The sequence below is a fragment of the Helicobacter valdiviensis genome, assembly GCF_003245365.1.
Classification (GTDB): Bacteria; Campylobacterota; Campylobacteria; order Campylobacterales; family Helicobacteraceae; genus Helicobacter_D; species Helicobacter_D valdiviensis.
In genome coordinates, this window is the sequence record NZ_NBIU01000035.1 from 1 (window position 1) to 18,936 (window position 18,936).

General features: G+C 31.3%; 18 protein-coding genes. 9 read left to right on the forward strand and 9 right to left on the reverse strand.

All coding sequences use genetic code 11. From position 1 onward, the window contains the following. Nucleotides 1-560: 560 nt before the first annotated feature. Nucleotides 561-1,040: a hypothetical protein gene (locus tag B6S12_RS09140; RefSeq protein WP_111230487.1), complete on the forward strand. Its 480-nt coding sequence runs from the start codon at nt 561-563 to the stop codon at nt 1,038-1,040. Here B6S12_RS09140 and B6S12_RS09145 read toward each other — a convergent pair whose 3' ends face one another. The 4 genes from B6S12_RS09145 to B6S12_RS11725 form a co-directional block, all read right to left on the reverse strand. Then, nucleotides 1,041-1,487, reverse strand: a complete 447-nt coding sequence (locus B6S12_RS09145; protein ID WP_111230488.1) for a hypothetical protein — start codon at nt 1,485-1,487, stop codon at nt 1,041-1,043. Between the two features lie 9 nt (nt 1,488-1,496). After that, nucleotides 1,497-2,096, reverse strand: a complete 600-nt coding sequence (locus B6S12_RS09150) for a DUF4879 domain-containing protein (protein ID WP_111230489.1) — start codon at nt 2,094-2,096, stop codon at nt 1,497-1,499. 369 nt (nt 2,097-2,465) lie between these two features. Further along, nucleotides 2,466-3,749: a hypothetical protein gene (locus B6S12_RS09155; RefSeq protein ID WP_111230490.1), complete on the reverse strand. Its 1,284-nt coding sequence runs from the start codon at nt 3,747-3,749 to the stop codon at nt 2,466-2,468. 118 nt (nt 3,750-3,867) lie between these two features. Then, entirely contained in the window at nt 3,868-3,999 is a 132-nt protein-coding gene (locus tag B6S12_RS11725; RefSeq protein WP_281267895.1) for a hypothetical protein, read from the reverse strand. A 207-nt stretch (nt 4,000-4,206) separates the two neighbouring features. On the opposite strand from B6S12_RS11725, the gene B6S12_RS09160 reads away from it, so the two are divergent. The 7 genes from B6S12_RS09160 to B6S12_RS09190 all read left to right on the forward strand — a co-directional run bounded on the left by B6S12_RS09160 (nt 4,207) and on the right by B6S12_RS09190 (nt 11,260). Further along, complete coding sequence (locus B6S12_RS09160) at nt 4,207-5,082, forward strand: DMT family transporter (protein ID WP_111230491.1); 876 nt, start codon at nt 4,207-4,209, stop codon at nt 5,080-5,082. A gap of 42 nt (nt 5,083-5,124) precedes the next feature. Further along, nucleotides 5,125-6,405 carry a tryptophan synthase subunit beta gene (gene trpB, locus B6S12_RS09165; protein WP_111230492.1) on the forward strand — a complete coding sequence of 427 codons (1,281 nt, stop codon included), beginning with the start codon at nt 5,125-5,127 and terminating at the stop codon, nt 6,403-6,405. Continuing rightward, complete coding sequence (gene trpA, locus B6S12_RS09170; RefSeq protein WP_111230493.1) at nt 6,387-7,148, forward strand: tryptophan synthase subunit alpha; 762 nt, start codon at nt 6,387-6,389, stop codon at nt 7,146-7,148. The genes trpB and trpA overlap by 19 nt, the downstream gene beginning before the upstream one ends. A gap of 55 nt (nt 7,149-7,203) precedes the next feature. Beyond that, the gene (gene uvrA, locus B6S12_RS09175) at nt 7,204-10,023 is read left to right on the forward strand and encodes an excinuclease ABC subunit UvrA (protein WP_181451023.1); all 2,820 of its coding nucleotides are present in this window, start codon (nt 7,204-7,206) and stop codon (nt 10,021-10,023) included. A gap of 114 nt (nt 10,024-10,137) precedes the next feature. Beyond that, on the forward strand, nt 10,138-10,377 hold the full coding sequence (locus B6S12_RS09180; protein ID WP_111230495.1) for a hypothetical protein: 240 nt from the start codon (nt 10,138-10,140) through the stop codon (nt 10,375-10,377). Further along, complete coding sequence (locus B6S12_RS09185) at nt 10,377-11,003, forward strand: Fic/DOC family protein (protein WP_111230496.1); 627 nt, start codon at nt 10,377-10,379, stop codon at nt 11,001-11,003. The genes B6S12_RS09180 and B6S12_RS09185 overlap by 1 nt, the downstream gene beginning before the upstream one ends. Nucleotides 11,004-11,005: 2 nt before the next feature. After that, nucleotides 11,006-11,260, forward strand: coding sequence for a hypothetical protein (locus B6S12_RS09190; RefSeq protein WP_111230497.1), 255 nt, complete (start codon nt 11,006-11,008; stop codon nt 11,258-11,260). Nucleotides 11,261-11,356: 96 nt separating this feature from the next. Here the strand turns inward: B6S12_RS09190 and B6S12_RS09195 are convergent, their stop codons facing one another. After that, nucleotides 11,357-11,914 carry a hypothetical protein gene (locus tag B6S12_RS09195; protein ID WP_111230498.1) on the reverse strand — a complete coding sequence of 186 codons (558 nt, stop codon included), beginning with the start codon at nt 11,912-11,914 and terminating at the stop codon, nt 11,357-11,359. A gap of 139 nt (nt 11,915-12,053) precedes the next feature. Here B6S12_RS09195 and B6S12_RS09200 point away from each other — a divergent pair, with 139 nt between their 5' ends. Next, complete coding sequence (locus tag B6S12_RS09200) at nt 12,054-12,293, forward strand: DUF2443 domain-containing protein (RefSeq protein WP_111230499.1); 240 nt, start codon at nt 12,054-12,056, stop codon at nt 12,291-12,293. On the opposite strand, the gene bcp is transcribed toward B6S12_RS09200, so the two are convergent. From bcp to B6S12_RS09220, 4 genes are all read right to left on the reverse strand, one after another. Further along, nucleotides 12,282-12,761, reverse strand: coding sequence for a thioredoxin-dependent thiol peroxidase (gene bcp, locus B6S12_RS09205; protein WP_111230500.1), 480 nt, complete (start codon nt 12,759-12,761; stop codon nt 12,282-12,284). The two genes, B6S12_RS09200 and bcp, sit on opposite strands and share 12 nt — an antisense overlap. Before the next feature lie 22 nt (nt 12,762-12,783). Next, a complete protein-coding gene (rfaE1, locus tag B6S12_RS09210) occupies nt 12,784-14,298 on the reverse strand; it encodes a D-glycero-beta-D-manno-heptose-7-phosphate kinase (RefSeq protein ID WP_111230501.1) in 1,515 nt (504 codons plus the stop codon). After that, entirely contained in the window at nt 14,295-15,290 is a 996-nt protein-coding gene (gene rfaD, locus B6S12_RS09215; protein ID WP_111230502.1) for an ADP-glyceromanno-heptose 6-epimerase, read from the reverse strand. Before rfaD ends, rfaE1 begins: the two co-directional genes overlap by 4 nt. 644 nt (nt 15,291-15,934) lie before the next feature. Then, nucleotides 15,935-18,936: hypothetical protein (locus tag B6S12_RS09220; protein WP_181451024.1), on the reverse strand; the 3,002-nt coding region annotated here is incomplete at its 5' end.

The window sequence follows — 18,936 nt, forward strand, 5'->3', positions numbered from 1 at the left end:
GAGTAAAAAGGAGAAAAGGAAAGGGGGACATAGAAAGATAGAAAGATAGAAAGATAGAAAGATAGAAAGATAGAAAGATAGAAAGATAGAAAGATAGAAAGATAGAAAGATAGAAAGATAGAAAGATAGAAAGATAGAAGAAGCAAATAAAGAAAAAAAAGGGTGATAAAAGAATAAAAGAATATGAGGATAAAAAGAGAAAAACAAAGTTGATAAGAGTAGATTGAAAGATAAACAAGAGAGAAAAGGAAAAAAGATGAATAAGAGAAAGGAAACAAAGAAGAAATTAGGGGATAAAGATGGGGAATTTTAAAGAAGATGAAAGGATGTGGGGGGTTGGGGTTTAGGGGGATAAAATTTTATATATTCCAAACTGTACCAAATAAAAATACACCAAAAACACTTAAACCAAATTCTACTTAACATAAAATTTTCATACTAAATACTTAAATTATATAAGATGCTTTTTTAAATTTTTGCGTCAAAAAACTATGAAAATATAGCAACCCTCATCAAAAAGTTCTAAACCTGCCATTGATAAAATTAACACTAAAAGCGATTTGTGGGTAAGTGAGCCTGAAATCATAGGTAAAAAGGGAAAGAAAATAACAGATATAAGGCTTTATTTTGGGAATAAAAACGAAAAAATGAGCGATGATTTTATAAGAGAGCTAATCAAACAATACAACAAATTTAAAAGCTTTACAATCTTTAGCGGTTGTTATTATTTAAGAGAGGGCGAAAACTTACCATTAAGCGAAATGGTTAAAATCACAAGAATAGGTGCAGATAAAAGCACAGGATTTTTTACTGCATATTATGGGGATAGCTTTAATCAACATACAATCCTTACAAGTCCAAATAAAGATGATTTTTTAAAAGAATTAGCCAATGGAGTATATAGGGCAATAAATGCGATTTATGAAAAAGAGAAAAAAGAGCAACTACCCACAATGCAATGGCAAGATAAGAAAGATAAAATAAACAGATTTAAAAGCATACTTGCAGAGTGGAGAGTTTTCTCTCCACACGCAAGATAATCAAGCTTTTATATCTTGCAATAATTCGCTTAGATAATCAATAGCTTGATTTTTTGTAGCTTGAAAATGTGCTTCACTTTCAGCTTGTCCCATATAATATCCTTTTTGAATAGCATAGGGATCTTGCAAAGTGGAAATTAAATCCGCTACCATTTCACTTTGTTTTTGCTCTCCTGCATTTTTAAAATCTTCACGCCAATTTGCATTAGCTCTATTCCAATTTACAGAAGTAACGCTAATGCCATTTTGTTTAGCGTTTTCTTTTATTGATTCTACAAGTTGAGCATTCATAGCCATATGAGCAACATCACCTTTCCCTTGCTCAAATAAATCCCATATCATCTTATCAAATTCTGATTTTTCATTATTGGTTGTTTGATTGCTTTCTTTACTCTCAAGCCTATTAACTTGAGAGTAAGAAACATTATAAGAATTATTGATTGTCATAATAATCCTTTATTTAATATAAATACTTGTGCTTACTGTATTACCAGGTGCATTAATTGATCTTGCAGAAAATTCAAAAGTTCCGCTAGAATTAGCAGGTTTAGAAATATCATACAAATCCACCCAACCATCAATGATATTATCACCGCTTAAATCTACCCCATCTGATCTTAACTGCACTGCTTCATTTCCTGCAAATTTAGCTCTATCATAACTACCACCGCCATAGCCTACAACTCCTGTTCTTACTTGAAACATTGCACCATCGTGATCATATTTCGTTTCTCTTTGATTGTCATCTATGTATTCACAACCACCATATTTTGTAGAACAAACATCAAGAACTAATACTTGAGTTACAGGAGGAGCAGAAGCTCTCATTGCTTTATTGTTTTTATTAGCTTCATAAGCTTTTTTCATCGTCTCTAAAGATTTATCAAATTCTCCACTAAGATATTTTTGTTTATTTGCAGAATTTGGCTCTAAATAAATACTAACACCATTGCGAGTAATTTTTTCTTTCCCCTCTATTGATGCGTTATCACTAGCAAAAGCAATGCTACAACTTAAAACACTAGCAACCGCAACACTGATTAAACTTTTAACCATACTTGCTCCTTTATAAAAAATTTATTTACACTATGATTATAAGCAATAATTATTCCGAATGGGAATATTTTTAAATATATAACCACACAAAATTAAAATTATAGTTACAAGTAGAAACAAGCCAACAAGATTAAGAGTTTTTGGCTATAATTTTTCTTTTAGGGGGATACAAGCCATCCGCCACTTATGCAAAGTGTCGAGCTTGTAAGGGATTTCACACTCTCCCATAGTCCCCCAACAAAAGAATCAACCAAAATACAAAATATTTTTATTCAAAAATAAAATTGATTTTATAAACATAAAACATTATCTCAAAAATAGCCAAAATATTCATTAAATAAATACAAATATTTTTATCATCAAACTTTATTAAGTTCTTTTGTAATCCCTTAAAATCTTTCTTACTTCTTTATAAAATTCTATAAAACCACCTTTATAGAAATTTTTATAAGCTTGCACTAGAGCAAACCCAAGCCTATAATAAGGGTGATTATATAATCTTTTTGCCATTTCATAATCGCTATAATTTACAATTTTAGGAAAAGATTTTATTTTAAACTCATCAAAATAATATCTTACAAATACTAATGGTATCTGAACTATAATCTTAAGATAACCAAATTTTTTTGTAAAGTTTAAAGCCATCAACTCTCCCAATTTAAAATACAAACTATTTTTGATGATAAAATCTGCACCTTTTAGTTTTTGTTCTTTATTCTTTAGTTTTGCAATATTTATTTTATTGTTTAATTCTTTTAGTATTTTTTGCTCTAAGATACTATTGCCTAAAATTTGTGCGATTTTCAATGCAACATAACTAATAGCTAAATATCCCCTATTATAATTTCTAAGATAATCCATAAAGAACTCACCTTGCACAAAACCTTTGCCCTCTATGTATGTAAAAAGCACTTCTAAAAACTCATTTTCTTGTTTATCTAAAATTTCTTGCAACATAAAATTACATTGTGCTAAATCCTGTCTAAAAAAACAAGAAATCTCTATTAGCACAAATAACAAATTGTTCCCATCAAACTCTTTTGCACTTTGAATATATGATAATAAGATTTTTTTATTAAGTCCTAGCTCTTTGCCAATATAATAAGCATAAAAACTAGAATAGGCTTTTTGCTCACAAGAAATTCCTTTAATTTTATTTGTAGTTTCCATTAACATTTGATATTGTTTGTCTTTGGAGCAAAATTCATAAAGACTAATTCCGCTAACTTCTCCAATCATAGTCGCCAACGATGAAAACCCAGATTCTTGCGAATAACAAAGAATATTTGCAAGACTCATTAGATAAATTTCAAATAAAGCTCTATAAATACCACTTTGAAATTCTTTTGGCAATTTTTCTACAAAATCGCTAACAATATATAAATCTTTCCCATTTATAAAGCTTTTCTTTGCTTCTTTTTTCAATGTATCACACATTTTTAAATCATTGCCAAAACAGATTATTTTATAACCTTTCTGTAATTGTTCTTTTATTGTAGCAACAGCCACTTCATTTACTAATGCTCTTTTGTAAATGCTTGGTTGGTTATATCTAGCCTTACTATATTTATCATAAATAACATCTCCACTTCTTATATGAATAGCTTTAAAATCTTCATATTTTGCTTTAATTTTTCTAGCATAGGCAAACATCTCCAAAATATCAGCATGAAAACCAATATTTTAAAGCTCTCTTGTGCTTTGTAGATATTCTTCTTTAGTGACATTTCTAAAGATTCTATAAAGAGGCTTTTGTGTGGTTAGAATATAATTATCCCCCCCCCCCTATTTCTTCAATATTTTTTCCATAAAAAGACGCAAATTTTTCAAGATTACTAGAAGCATAATTGCAATAATATTTCTTGATAAAATCAGAAGCAAAAATCTTTTCTTTTGCCTCCATAACAACACCCACTAACCCAACTTTACTTAAAGCAGCTTGCTTGTGCTTATAGTTGCCATTAAAGTCCTCTCATACAAATCCAAAAGAACTTTCAAGCCTATTAGACAAATACATTTTATCTTGAAACTACTAAATTAAAAATTTTCTTGCTTTTAAAACTCTAATGCGGTATTCTACTACAAAATTTTGTATTTACCTAGGTTGTCTATGAAACTTCAAAATGAGCAAATAGGTGCTTTATGGATAAGTAGTGCAAGTATTGCATATGGTATTATGCCTATATGGACTGTTCTTGCACAAAAAAATGGCTTTGGGAGTGATTTTATCCTCTTTTTTAGATTTTTCTTTAGTGCTTTATTATTCTTAACTTGGATAAAATTTAAAAAAATACCTCTAAAACTTCCCAAAATAAAGCTGTGGCATTTTTTTATACTTGGAGGGATATTATATGTGGTGCAAGCTGGAGCATATTTAGAATCTCTTCGTTTTATTCCTGCTTCTTTGGGGGTTTTAATTTACCATATTTACCCCATTATCGTCGCACTTATTGCTATCTTTTTTCTAAAAGACAGCTTAAAAGCTATGACAATTTTATGTCTTATTCTTTGTTTTGTAGGCTTGGTTTTTATTTTACAAATCCCCAAAGACTTAACCTTGGATTATTTTGGAGTAGTGCTTTCTTTAATAGGTGCTCTTTTTTATGCACTCTATGTAATTTTTAGCAAAAGCATTACTTTTGGTATCTCTTCTGTGGTTAGCAGTTTTTATATATGTCTTTTTGCTTCTTTAGTGATGTTTTTGATTTTTATTTTTAAAGGCGGTATAGAGCCTACTTCTATCAATGCAGTAGGTATTTTTTCTTTGCTTGGATTAACCTTTATCTCCACTCTCTTTTCTATGATGGCATATTTTCTAGGTATGCCAAAACTAGGTGTTACAAAAACCGCTATTTTAGGTATGATAGAACCCCTTGTTGCAGTTTTGCTATCACTCCTTATTTTAGATGAAAGCTTAAATTTATGGCAATGGGGAGGGGCGTTTTTAATCATTTTTGGTTCTTTGCTATTATTTATTAAAAAGTAAAGTTGTGTTAAGATATTTTCTTTAATAAGGAGCTAAAACGCAATGAAATGCAAAATTTTTACCCACTCTAAGAAAGGATTTTTCGGCGAAGATAATCCTAATACACCCACCAAAACACACGCATTTGGCGGTAGATATGTGCCTGAAATCCTATATCCTGCACTAAAAGAGCTAGAAGAAGCATATAAAAAAATTATGCCAAAAAAGGAATTTATAAAAGAATACAAAGAGCTTTTAAGTGAATTTGTAGGACGCCCAACGCCTTTAATTTATGCCAAAAATGCCTCTAAAATCCTAAATAATGAAATTTATTTAAAATTTGAAGGATTGGCAAATACAGGGGCACATAAAATCAACAATGCCATAGGACAAGTTTTATTAGCTAAAAAAATGGGAAAAACTAGAATCATCGCAGAAACAGGTGCTGGGCAACATGGCTTAGCAGTAAGTGCTGCTTGTGCAAAACTTGGAATGGAATGTGTGATTTTTATGGGCGAAGTAGATGTCAAAAGACAATTTCCCAATGTTTTTAATATGCAGCTTTTTGGAGCAAAAGTTGTAAGTGTAAAAAGTGGATCAAAAACTCTAAAAGATGCTGTAAATGAAGCTTTACGAGAATGGAGCAAAGAAAGTCATAACACCTTTTATGTATTAGGGAGCGCATTAGGACCCTATCCTTTTCCTGATATTGTAAGAGATTTTCAAAGCATTATTAGTAAAGAACTCAAACTCCAATGCAAAAAACTAAAAATTACACCTGATATTTTAATAGCCTGTGTAGGAGGCGGTAGCAACTCCATAGGATTTTTTAGACATTTTTTGCTAGATGAAAAAGTAAAATTACTAGCCATTGAAGCAGGCGGAAAAGGGAAAAATGAAGGAGAAAATGCCATAAGAATGCAAAACAATCATGCAAGAGTAGGTATAGCTCAAGGCTATAAAAGTTATTTTTTAAGCGATTGTTTTGGCAATCTCTCCTCTACACATTCTATCTCAGCAGGACTAGATTATGCAGGGATTGGACCTCAACTTGCACATTTGCATGAAATAGGTAGAGTGGAATTTCAATCTGCAAGCGATGAAGAAGCATTAAAAGCCTTAGAATTTTTTGCAAAAAATGAGGGTATTATCCCAGCTTTAGAATCAAGCCATGCATTAGCAGGAGCTATTAAGCTTTCTAAAAACATAAAAAATAAAACCATTATTGTTAATGTTTCTGGTAGAGGCGATAAGGATATTTTCATCACAGCAAAATATCTACAAAAAGAAAATTGGATAGCATTTTTAGAAGAAGAGGCAAAAACATGCAAAAAAAACAAATAGATTTAATGGGGCATATTGTAGCAGGCTTTCCAAGTTATGAAGCAAGTCTGCAAAGTGCATTAGGCATTTCATTAGGTGGGGCAAAATATTTAGAAGTGCAATTTCCCTTTTCAGATCCTAATGCAGATGGAGAAAGCATAGCAAATGCTTGTGAAATCTCTCTCCAAAATGGCTTTAATACAAAAAAGGGATTTGCTTTTATAAAAGAATTAAATTCTCTTTTAAAAGAACACCAATGCACTACAAAAATTCTCATAATGACTTATGCAAATATCCTTTATGCTTATGGAATTAAAGAATTTTTAAAAGAAGCTAGAAAATGTGAAGTATTTGGGCTTATTGTGCCTGATTTATCGCTAGATAGTGATGAAAATCTTTTTGCTTTAGCAAAGCTTGAAGACATAGAACCCATAAGTCTTATTGCCAAAAATACACCCACACAAAGAATGACAAAACTTTGTAAAAAAGGTGGAAACTTTGTTTATGTAGTAGCAAGAAATGGGATTACAGGCGATAAAACAACAATGGATGAAGATTTATTTTCCTATATCAATCTTGTTAAAAAACATTGTAACAAGCCTATTGCACTAGGATTTGGCATACAAAACAAAGAACAAATCCAAGCTTTAAGAGGAATTGTTCCTATAGTTGTGGTAGGAAGTGCTTTTAATAGGAAAATACAAAGCTTGCAGACAAATTTTAAAGAAGAGCTTTGCTGCTTTACCAAAGAGCTTTTAAGCTAATAGAAGCAAAGCTTCCATTTGCTATAATTACGAAATTTTTTTAAAAGGTAAGATTGTGAATCCATCTCCACTTGATCATATTATCATCACAAACGCAAAAGAAAATAATTTAAAAAATATCCATTTAAATATTCCTAAAAATAAACTTGTCGTGCTAACAGGACTTAGCGGAAGTGGTAAAAGCACCCTCGCATTTGATACGCTTTATGCAGAGGGGCAAAGACGCTATATTGAAAGTCTATCAAGCTATGCAAGGCAATTTTTAGATAAAATTGGAAAACCCGATGTGGATAAAATAGAAGGGCTAACGCCTGCTATTGCCATTGATCAAAAAACTACAAGTAAAAATCCACGCTCTACAGTGGGAACTATCACAGAAATTTATGATTATTTGCGACTTTTATATGCTAGGGTTGGCACACAACATTGCCATTTATGTGGAAAGCCTATTTCTAAGATGAATGCAAGCGATATTATAGAGCAAGTGCAAAAACTAGAAGAAGGCAAAAAAATACTGATTTTAGCTCCTCTTGTAAAAGAAAAAAAGGGAACTTTTAGTGATAAGTTAGAATCTTTACGCCAAAAAGGCTATATAAGAGCACAGATTAATGGGGTTTTGGTGCGTTTAGATGAGGAAATTAATTTAGCTAAAACCAAAAAGCACACAATTAAAGTTGTCATTGATAGGCTTGTGGTAAATCCACAAAACAACACAAGAATTGCAGAAGCGATAGAAAAAGCATTAAAAGAATCTTATGGAGAAGTGGAGATTGAATTGCTTAATGAAGAAGGCAAAAACGATTTAATCCATTTTAGCGAACATCTTGCTTGTTTTGATTGTAAGGTATCTTTTAGTCCGCTAGAGCCACTTAGCTTTTCTTTTAACTCTCCAAAAGGCGCTTGTGCTAAATGCGATGGACTTGGTATAAGATATAGCATTGATACAAAAAAAGTAATCGATTCTTCTCTTCCTTTAGTAGAGGGTGGGATTAAAATCTTTTATGGATTTAATAAAAGCTATTATAATGAACTTTTTAAAGGAGTTTGCAAGACTTTTAAAATCAATCCAAAAAGCACTTTTGATGAACTAGAAGAGCATGAACAAAAACTCCTTTTGTATGGAAATCAAGAGGAAGTAGAATTCACTTGGAAAAATAGCCCTCTAAAACGCCCTTGGAGCGGGATTATTGCTATTGCTTATGATATGTTTAAAGACAATAAAGACTTAGCAGATTATATGAGCGAAAAAGTGTGCGAAGAGTGCAAAGGACATAGACTATTGCCCCAAAGTCTTGCTGTCAAGGTAGCTTCTAAAACTTTGGGCGATATTTTAGATTTTTCTATCGCAGATTGTTATGGTTTCTTTGCAAATGAACAGAATTTTACCTACTTTAATGAACAACAAGCTCTTATTGCAAGTCCTATTTTAAAAGAAATTTGTGAAAGACTTTATTTCCTTTATGATGTGGGATTGGGCTATTTAAGTCTTGGACGCGATGCAAGAAGTATCAGCGGTGGAGAATCCCAACGCATAAGAATTGCAAGTCAAATAGGTAGTGGTTTAACAGGGGTTATGTATGTGCTAGATGAACCAAGCATTGGTTTGCATGAACGCGATACACTAAAACTTATCAAAACTCTGCGAAGCCTACAACAAAAGGGCAATAGTGTAATTGTCGTAGAACACGATAAAGAAACCATAGAACACGCAGATTTTATCGTGGATATAGGACCAGGTGCGGGTAAATATGGTGGAGAAGTTGTATTTAGCGGGAATCTCACACAGCTTTTAGCTTCTAATACGCAAACCGCACAATATCTAAGCGGTGCTAAAAAGATTGAATATTTTATTCGCAGAAACCAGCAAGAATGGATTACCCTAAAAAATGTCAATATTAATAATATCCACAATCTAAGCGTAGAAATTCCTTTGCAAAACTTTGTATGTGTTACAGGGGTTAGCGGAAGTGGTAAAAGTTCTCTTATTTTACAAACACTTCTTCCAGTAGCTCAAGAGCTTTTAAATAATCGTAAAAAGGTTAAAAAAGTAGATGGTGTGGAAATTTTAGGCCTAGAAAAACTAGATAAAGTAATTTATCTTGATCAAAGCCCCATAGGTAGAACCCCACGATCTAACCCCGCAACTTATACAGGTGCGATGGATGAAATCAGACAGGTTTTCTCTCAAACCAAAGAAGCACAGATTAGAAACTATTCTGTAAGCCGTTTTAGCTTCAATGTAAAAGGTGGGAGATGTGAAAAATGCCAAGGTGATGGAGAGATTAAAATAGAAATGCACTTTTTGCCAGATATTTTGGTTAAATGCGATTCATGCCATGGAATGCGTTACAACCCTCAAACACTAGAAGTAGAGTATAAAGGTAAAAATATCGCACAAGTGTTAGAAATGAGTGTGGATGAGGCTTGTGAGTTTTTCTCTAAAATCCCTAAAATTTACCAAAAATTACGCACATTAAAAGATGTAGGTTTAGGATATATTACTTTAGGACAAAACGCCATCACACTAAGTGGCGGTGAAGCCCAAAGAATAAAACTTGCAAAAGAGCTTAGTCGCAAAGATACAGGAAGAACCCTTTATGTCTTAGATGAGCCAACAACAGGTTTGCATTTTGCAGATGTAGATAAACTCACAAAAGTATTACACCACTTGACAGATTTAGGCAATAGCGTGATTGTAATTGAGCATAACCTTGATATGATAAAAAATGCAGACTATATCATAGATGTAGGGCCAGAGGGAGGAAGCAAAGGTGGAAATATCGTAGATAGTGGAACACCAGAACATATTGTAAAACGCCATAAAAAGACAGGGAGCTATACAGGAAAATTCCTAGAAAAAGAGTTACAAAGATAGCAATCTATACTTTATGGGTTGCTTATAAGTAATTGCACTTAATATACACTTTAAAACTTGTTCTTTTTAAAATTGTAGGATATATTTAATTATTAAGTAGCATAAGGAGTAAAAATGCAAAAACAATATCCTGAAGTGCATAGCTTAGAAGAAAGCCTTGCGATACTTGAAAAATATAAAGATGATTTAACTAAAGAGCAATACGAAGCTATAAGATCTAACATAGGTAATTTTGCAATAGAAGATATGTTTTTGAATGAAAAAGATATTATTGATAATATTAAAATTATAAAAGGCGAAGCAACGGCTAATGAGTGCATTATTGAATTAAAAAAAGAATGGGGAGTGTCTTAATGTGGGATTCTCAAGAGAATTTATCAGAGTTTGATAGATTTTTAATTAAAACTAATAAAATAGGTGCAAAATCATTAGATGAATTATTCCTTAAAGAAAGAATGATAACAAACAAAAAAGCCTTAGAATTAATTAAAAATCCCATTAAAGCCAATTTTGATTATCAACATTTAAAAGATATACATAAAGCACTTTTTGAAGATGTTTATACTTGGGCGGGACAAGATAGAAACGAACAAGGTATATATGGACTTTTCATAAAAGGAAATAGCCTATTTTGCAAAGGGGAATATCTACCCAAAGAGGCTAAAAGAATTTTTGATGAACTTGTAAAAAATAATTATTTAAAACATTCCAAAGATTTAAATAATTTTGCAAAAGAATTAGCAAACTTTATATCAGATTTAAATGCTTTGCACCCTTTTCGTGAAGGTAACGGCAGAACCCAAAGAATATTTTTAAATAATTTAGCTAAAAACGCAGGCTATAAACTTGATTTAAATTTAATTTCTAAAGAGCAAACAATTAAAGCTTCTATTGAAGCTATGGAATGCCACAATCAAAGACTTGAGATTTTAATCAAAAAAAATCTAAAAAGCTTTAGACAAAACTTAGATTTGGAGTAAAAATGCAAACACAATATCCTGAAGTGCATAGCCTAGAAGAAAGCCTTGCGATACTTGAAAAATATAAAGATGATGTAAGCAAAAAAGACTATGAAGAAATTAAATCTACCATTTGCGGACACGCTATTGAAGATATTTTTGCAAATGAAGAAGATATTATTATGCTAGTAAAAATGAGTGCATATAATCTAAGTAGCGATGAGATACTAACAGAATACAAAGAAAAAGGATTTATAGAATATGAAAGAAAATCATAAAAAGCTTTAAAAGCACCAACAATTACAATATTATCCTTTTATATGATTTTAATATTGCAATAAAATTATTATGTGCCAACAAGACTAAATTTCATTTCACACAAAGCTAATCCTATTTTGCTTAATCATTCTGGCACGATTGATAAGAGCATAAAGGGCTAGAAATTCATCGTTAATTACTCTTTCAAAGGTTTCACTGTATCTATCCCCATCAAACTCAATACTTTTCCATTCTATAATCTCTGCTTTAGCATTAGTAATAAAAGAAATATATTTATCTCTTTGTTTATCGTGTTTAATACCTGCTCGCATTGGTTTAAGTGCTTCATCATACCAAATCACTTCTAGATTTTCTTCTTTGATGGTTTTTAGTGCTACTTCTTTTGTTAGATATTCTTTGATGTCTTTGATATCATGATATTTATGCCAATAATTTTCTTGTAACATTTTATCAATGGCTTCTTTTTCACTATCAAAAGAATAGTTAAGACTAACACTCCCCCTTTCTCCAACATAGAAAGTTTCATATTTATTATTATCAGAATCAAACCACATAGTAAGATGGTATTCTCCTGAATGCTTATAAGAAGGATACCAATCTGTATCAATCAACTTTTCTTCTTTTATAATTAATTCTGCTTGTTCTCTTGTCATTTTTTTCCTTTGTTAATTAAATTATTTAATTTTTAAAATTTTAACAAATATCTTTACATAAATTTACTACTGTATTTAATTGATTAAAAACATACACTAAGCAAAAAATGCTACAATATACAAAAAACAAGGAGCAATTATGTTTGAACGCATTGATATGATTTTAAGAGAGATAGAAAATGCACAAGCTGAAATTCAACTGCTTTTAAATATGGCAAAAATCTCATTCGTAGATTATATAATGATTAAAAGAGGTTCGCAGGACGCTCCAGAACATCTTGGTGCTTGGAATTTACAACAAATTGATAATGAAGTTTCCCGCCTAAAAGATGCGATTGATAGCCTAAACAAAATCAAAAAGGAAGTGCTAACTTGGTAAGCTTTGTAGCTCCTCCAACTTCTCTTTTATGGCTTGTATATGGCCTTTTACCTTTACATTTTTCCAAATAAATGCAATTTTACCACTTGGATTTATTAAAAAAGTAGAGCGGATTACTCCCTCATATTCCTTTCCATAGAGTTTTTTAAGCCCAAAAGCTCCATAAGCTTTAAGTGCAACTTTATCCTTATCACTTAAAAGTGTAAAATTTAGATTTTCTTTTTCTATAAAGCTTTGGTGAGTTTTAGGACTATCAGGACTTATACCTAAAATTGTTACTCCAAGCTTTGAAAACTCTTCTAAACCATCACGAAAATCACATGCTTCTTGTGTGCAACCAGGTGTTTTATCCTTTGGATAAAAATACACAACCACCCATACACCTCTAAAATCCTTTAGCGAAATTTCTGCATTATCTTGATTGGGCAAACTAAAATCAGGTGCATTGTCATTGATTTTTAATTCCATATTCATTCCTTTTTTAATAAATTTATTTTATTGTTTTTATTTTTTCAATTAAATTTGTTGTGCTTCTGCCTTCTTGAAATTCTATAAGACACACTTCTTTAGCAAATTCACTTCCTACAACGACTTTTCCCTCATAATCAGCACCTTTTACCAAAACATCTGGCTTGATTTTTGCTACAAGTTCCCTTGGAGTGTCCTCGTTAAAAACAATCACAAAATCCACACATTCTAATGCACTTAAAAGTGCGATTCTATCTTCTTGTAAATTTATAGGGCGTTCATTCCCTTTTAGACGCTTAATAGAATCATCACTATTTAGTCCTACAATCAACAAATCTCCAAGAGTCCTAGCCTTATTTAAATAATCAATATGCCCAAAATGCAAAATATCAAAACAACCATTGGTAAAAATAACTTTTTTGTCCTTTTGAAACTCTTCTAAAGCCTTTAAAAAATCTTGTAAAATAGCTTCATTAATAAATTTTTCTTTGTAATTTCTTACTTTGGGTAAGCTTTCTAAAAGAGGGAAAAACGCATTCTGCTTCGTGCTAAAAATCTCCAAAAATCTTTTACTAACAAATTTAGAATTTAAAAGATTATTTCTTTGCAAATAGTGATAAATCTCCTCTTTTGTCGCTGTAACAGAGCCTATTTTACTCACTACTACTGCTGCGGCTGCATTTGCAAAATAAACACTCTCTAAAATATCTTCCTTTAGAGCAAGCATATAACTAAGTGCTGCTATTACTGTATCTCCTGCACCTGTAACATCAAAGACTTCCTTAGCAATAGTAGGAATTTTATACAATTTTTCTTTTAAGATACCAATTCCATCTTCACTTAGAGTAATGAGCGAATATTCCAAATCACACATTTCTTTTAGTTTTTGCGAAGCTTTTAGTAGGCTTTCTTCATCTACTATATCAATTTTCGTAGCTTCTTTAGCCTCTTTTTTATTAGGGGTTAGGAGGGTTGCACCTTTATATTTGCTATAATCTTCACCTTTTGGATCAATTAAGATTTTTAAATCTGCTTCTTTAGCTAGAGCAATAAGCCTTTGAGTAAAAATAGGCTCTAAAACCCCTTTTTGATAATCTGAAAGAACAATACAATCTATACTTTTTGATTGGAGAAGAGCAATAGTAACTTTTAAAATAAATTCCTCTCCCTCTTTGCTAATGGGCTTTTTTTCTTCTTTATCAATGCGTAAAACTTGCTGATTAGAAGCGATTACTCTTGATTTTTGCGTGGTTGGGCGATCTTTACTTTTATAAATCCCTAATGTGTTAATGCCTAAACTTTGCAATTTTTCTACTAGTTTTTCTCCTGCCTCATCTTCTCCAACTATTCCACAAATCCACACATTAGAACCAAGTGCAACTAAATTATTTGCGACATTACAAGCACCACCAAGATTTAAATTTTCCTTCTTTGTTTCAATAACTTGCACCGGTGCTTCAGGCGAGATTCTTTTGCATTCTCCCCAAATATAATGGTCTAATATCAAATCCCCAATCACTAAAATATTTGGCTTCAAATGCTAAAACCTTGAGAATGGAGTTGTTTAATCTGGCTAAGATAATTTTTAATCCCAATTTCTAAAGAAAATCTAGGCTCATAATCTAAAAACTTTTTTGTAAGTGTGATGTTTGCTTCTGTGTGGTTTTGGAAAAATTTATAAGGATTTTCAAAATATTCTACTTCAAATTCCCCAAGCTCCATTTTTAGTGCATTGACTATATCATTATAACTTCTAGCTACTCCACTTCCTACATTATAAATTCCACTTTTATGTGCTTGTGTAGCCTTGATATTTGCCTGCACGACATCTTGAATATAGACAAAATCTCTTTTTTGTTCGCCCATTTTAAAAAGACGCACTTTTTTGTTTTTTAACGCTTGCAAGCCTAATTGTAAAATCATAGAAGCGGTTTTTCCTTTATGGCATTCATTTTCTCCATAAACATTAAAATATCTTAATCCAATGATTTTATGCTCTTTTGCAAACTTCATTGCAAGATTATCCATCATAAGTTTAGAAAAGCCATACACATTTTCAGGTATTTCTCCTGCCCCTATGCTATTTGGTGCAGGTGTATTTCCATACACTCCAGCACTAGAAGCATAAATCATCTGTGCTTTATGCTTAAAAGCAAGGTTTAAAAGGGATTTAAAAGCATTCACATTGCTTCTTAGCACACTTTCTTGATCCATAACCGTAGTATCAGAAATCGCGGCTTCATGGAAGATATAATCAAAATCAAATTTTTCTAAGAGCTCTAAATCTTTTTTATTGTTGATATTACCTGCTATCACTTCACCTTTAAAATCTAAAAGATTTTTAAAATGTCCTAGGGATTTTAAATTCCCATTACTAAAAGTTTCTTCACTTCTAAAGCAGTCAAATACGATGACTTCAGCTTTTGGGTGGTGCTTTTGAAAATACATTGCAAGATTTGAACCAATAAACCCTGCCCCTCCTGTAATCAATATCTTTTTGCCTTTAAAATCATCATCTACATACTGCATGGAGTTTCCTTAAAATAAATTTAGTTAAGTCAATTATACCTTATGTAAAATAAATTTTTAATTGCATTTATTCACACTATCTATTGAAGTAATATTGCAATTAATTTTTATACTATTTATCACAAAATAATAATTAAATTTGTGACTATATTGTTCTTTTTATTTTATTAAGGTATAAGACACACACAAAAAGAATGCTTTAGTTTTTTAAAAAGCTTTACAATAAACGAAGAATATTTTTAAATCTTTAAAAGAGATTGCCACGAGCCTAAAGGCTCTCGCAATGGCAAGAGATTATCAATGAAATTATTAAAATTTTATAAGTTAAGGTTACAAGAATTAAAGTTAAATTCTAGTAGTGGCAGTAAGGCTTTAGGAGTTTTTAATAAATTTTTGGAACGAAGCTAAAAAAGCAGAAAACAAAAATAAAAAGATGTAATAAATTCCAGTAGTTACGGTATATAGCTTTAGTTTTTATGAAATTTTAAGAGGTTATAAATTGCAAAGAATTAAATAAATTCTAGTAGTTACGGCATAGAATAAGAGTTTTAAAGGGTTTTTCAAGAGGTTAGCAACCTTTATGGGTTGTGCCTCTTGTAAAAATCCTTTAATCTATTATTATCTGTCTTGAATACGAATTTCTTCTATATTCTTTGAGCCATACAAGGATTATTCGTCTTAAAGTTTTCACTCACTACACAAGTTCTTTGGTTTAACACTCCTTTTTCTTCATCTAATGTTTCTTTTTCTTCTTCTGCTGGTTTTATTAAGACTACTTGTTGTTTATCTAGCATAGAAGCATTGATGTCTTTTAGAGGAGAATTGAGGGTTGGATCTTCACTAGTGCCTTGATTGTTACCACCATTACCGCCATTACCGCCATTACCGCCATTGTTATCTCCATCACCATTACCACCATTGCCACCATTATTATCACCACCATTACCGCCATTGTTATCTCCATCACCATTACCACCATTGCCACCATTATTATCACCACCATTACCGCCATTACCATCAAAATTTGGCTTATCAATGTTAGGGATATTATTCACTTTGTCTTTAATATTTGTGCTATCTAAGAAAGTAAATGTTCCTCCTTTGTCTTTATTGATTAGATATAAATCAAAGGGTGTATCTACTTGAAGTTTATCTACAATGGGTTGAAGATTTTTTAATCCATTCTCTAATGCTAAAGCTTCATTATATAAAGAGAGAATTTGTCTTTTTATAAGCTCTGCTTCATCTTTTAATCCCACTTGTATAAAAGCATTATATGCTTCCATTAATCCATTTTTTCCATAAATTCTATCTTGAATAGAATTTAATCTATCTACATTCCCTTTGATAGCTTTAATGGATTCTCCATATTTAGATATGAAGTCTTTTAGATTATTTGCATTTGCTTGCATTTGTTTACCTTTATCTAGGAAGCTTTGGTATTTACTATCATTCTTATACCAATCTTGTAGTTTAGCTTTTATCTCTTCATCACTATATAAAGAAGTTAGAAATTCAATAGATTGTTTTATGGATTGATAGTTTGGATCATTTTCATCAATGGCAGATAGAAGTGTCTTTAGATTTAAATTTGCTAAATCTAGCTTAGATAAATCTATCTTATAATCTGCATTTAAAATATTATTTAAGATTTGTTCTAAAAGACTTTCTCCATTAATGCTAGTAACTAAAGAATCAAAATGATCTTGTAAGTCATCTAAATTTACATCGCTAAGGCCATCTCCATTTTCATCGATGAAGTCAGCATTGTTACTATTTTCATTGCTTAAGCCATCACCATTTTCATCGATGAAGTCGGAATTGTTGCTATTTCCATTACTTTCATTATTATTGCTTTCATTATTTTCAAACTTACCATCTTCCTTATTATTAGCATTACTATCATTCTTATCATGAGCATTATTATCCTCTCTATCTGGTCTCATTCCAGCTTCTCCTCTATTAACAAAATTAACACCCGAGTTAACAAATGTAAAAGATACCCGTCCATCACGCTCATTTATAAAATCACCGAAGCCGTCCACATAAGGCGTAATAAAATCTCCATGATTGCTTACTTTCCCTCCTCTAAGTTCTAAACTATAAGTTGTAGTGACTGTAGCACCTTTTGAATTATCAAATTTTCCATCAATTGTTACTTGTTGAGCTTTAATATATCCATTATTTATAAATGTTGAATATGTCACAAAATTATTTGTAACTTCAATCCTTCCTTTGTTTGTAAATTCACCATAACTTCTTACTTCTTGAGCTTGAATTTCTCCGTTGTTTGTAAATGCTGAATATGTCGCAAAATCATTTGTAGCATTAATCAATCCGTTGTTTGTAAATTCACCATTACTTATTACTTGTTGAGCTTTAATTATTCCTCCAATATTATTTATAAAAGTTGAAGGAGATTCTGTCACAAAATCATTTGTAACTTCAATCAGTCCGTTGTTTGTAAATTCACCATTACTTGTTACTTCTTGAGCTTGAATTTCTCCATTGTTTGTAAAAATTCCACCCTTAAAGACTATATTATCAACAAGAATTCTGCCATTATTTTCCCCTCCTTCATATACTGTTAAATATGTTGTGATTAGAGAAGAAGAAGACCAACCATCCACTATTAGCCTATCTGCTGATACTTGCTCTTTTACGCTAACATCACCCTGGATAACAAGCTCCCTTTTAGCTGTAATACTATCTGCTTCAAATCTTATCCCATCAAGTCCACTAATATTACCTTTATCGCCTAATTTCCCAAAAGTATAAAAATTATCTACTACTATATCACTACCATTAAAATTAATGTATATATCAGATGTTGTTATTTCTCCATTAATCAACCCAGCAAAACCACCTGCATAGCGACTACTACTAACACTTCCCCCCATATAATCTATATTGATGTTTTCAAATTCTCCACCATCAATTCTTCCAAATATCCCAACATAATCAGATTTATACCCCAATGCATCAATATTAATATTTTTCAGTGTATATCCATTACCATTAAAAAAAGAGCTAAAGGCATAACTATCCCCCACAATCATACTTGTGCATTCTCCATCACTTAGGCAATAATTTGCATAGTTTTTGCCTTGATTTCCTCCAAAGTCTATATCACTTGTAAGTCTATATTCTTTTGCAGTATTTCTAAAATCACTATTAGTATTTGTCCCCTTTGCAAAATACCACCAATCTACATCACTTCCAATGGTAACATACTCTCTTTTATCTAGATTTATTCCACTTGTCTTATCAAATACATTCCAACCACTTGTATTATGATAATATCCTTGCACATCTAAAAAGATTTCAGCTTTATTTCCATTACTTGCATTAGCTACAAGAGAAGCTAAAACATTACCATTAATGCTTGAAGTATCTACTTTAATCTTTGCTCCATCTAAATTAATTTTCTTTGTATTAATTTGATTAAATTCCCCCTTATCATTAAAAGCTTTTTCTAGTATTACTCTATTCCCCACCATTACTACTTCATTAGCTTGAATACTTCCTTTGTTTATAATATCTCCTCTAGTGCTATTAGATTTAAACACAGGAGAGAAAGGCACTAATACACCTACACCATTATTAGCTTTATTAGCTTCTTTAAAAGCATTAAGTGTATCTGTAT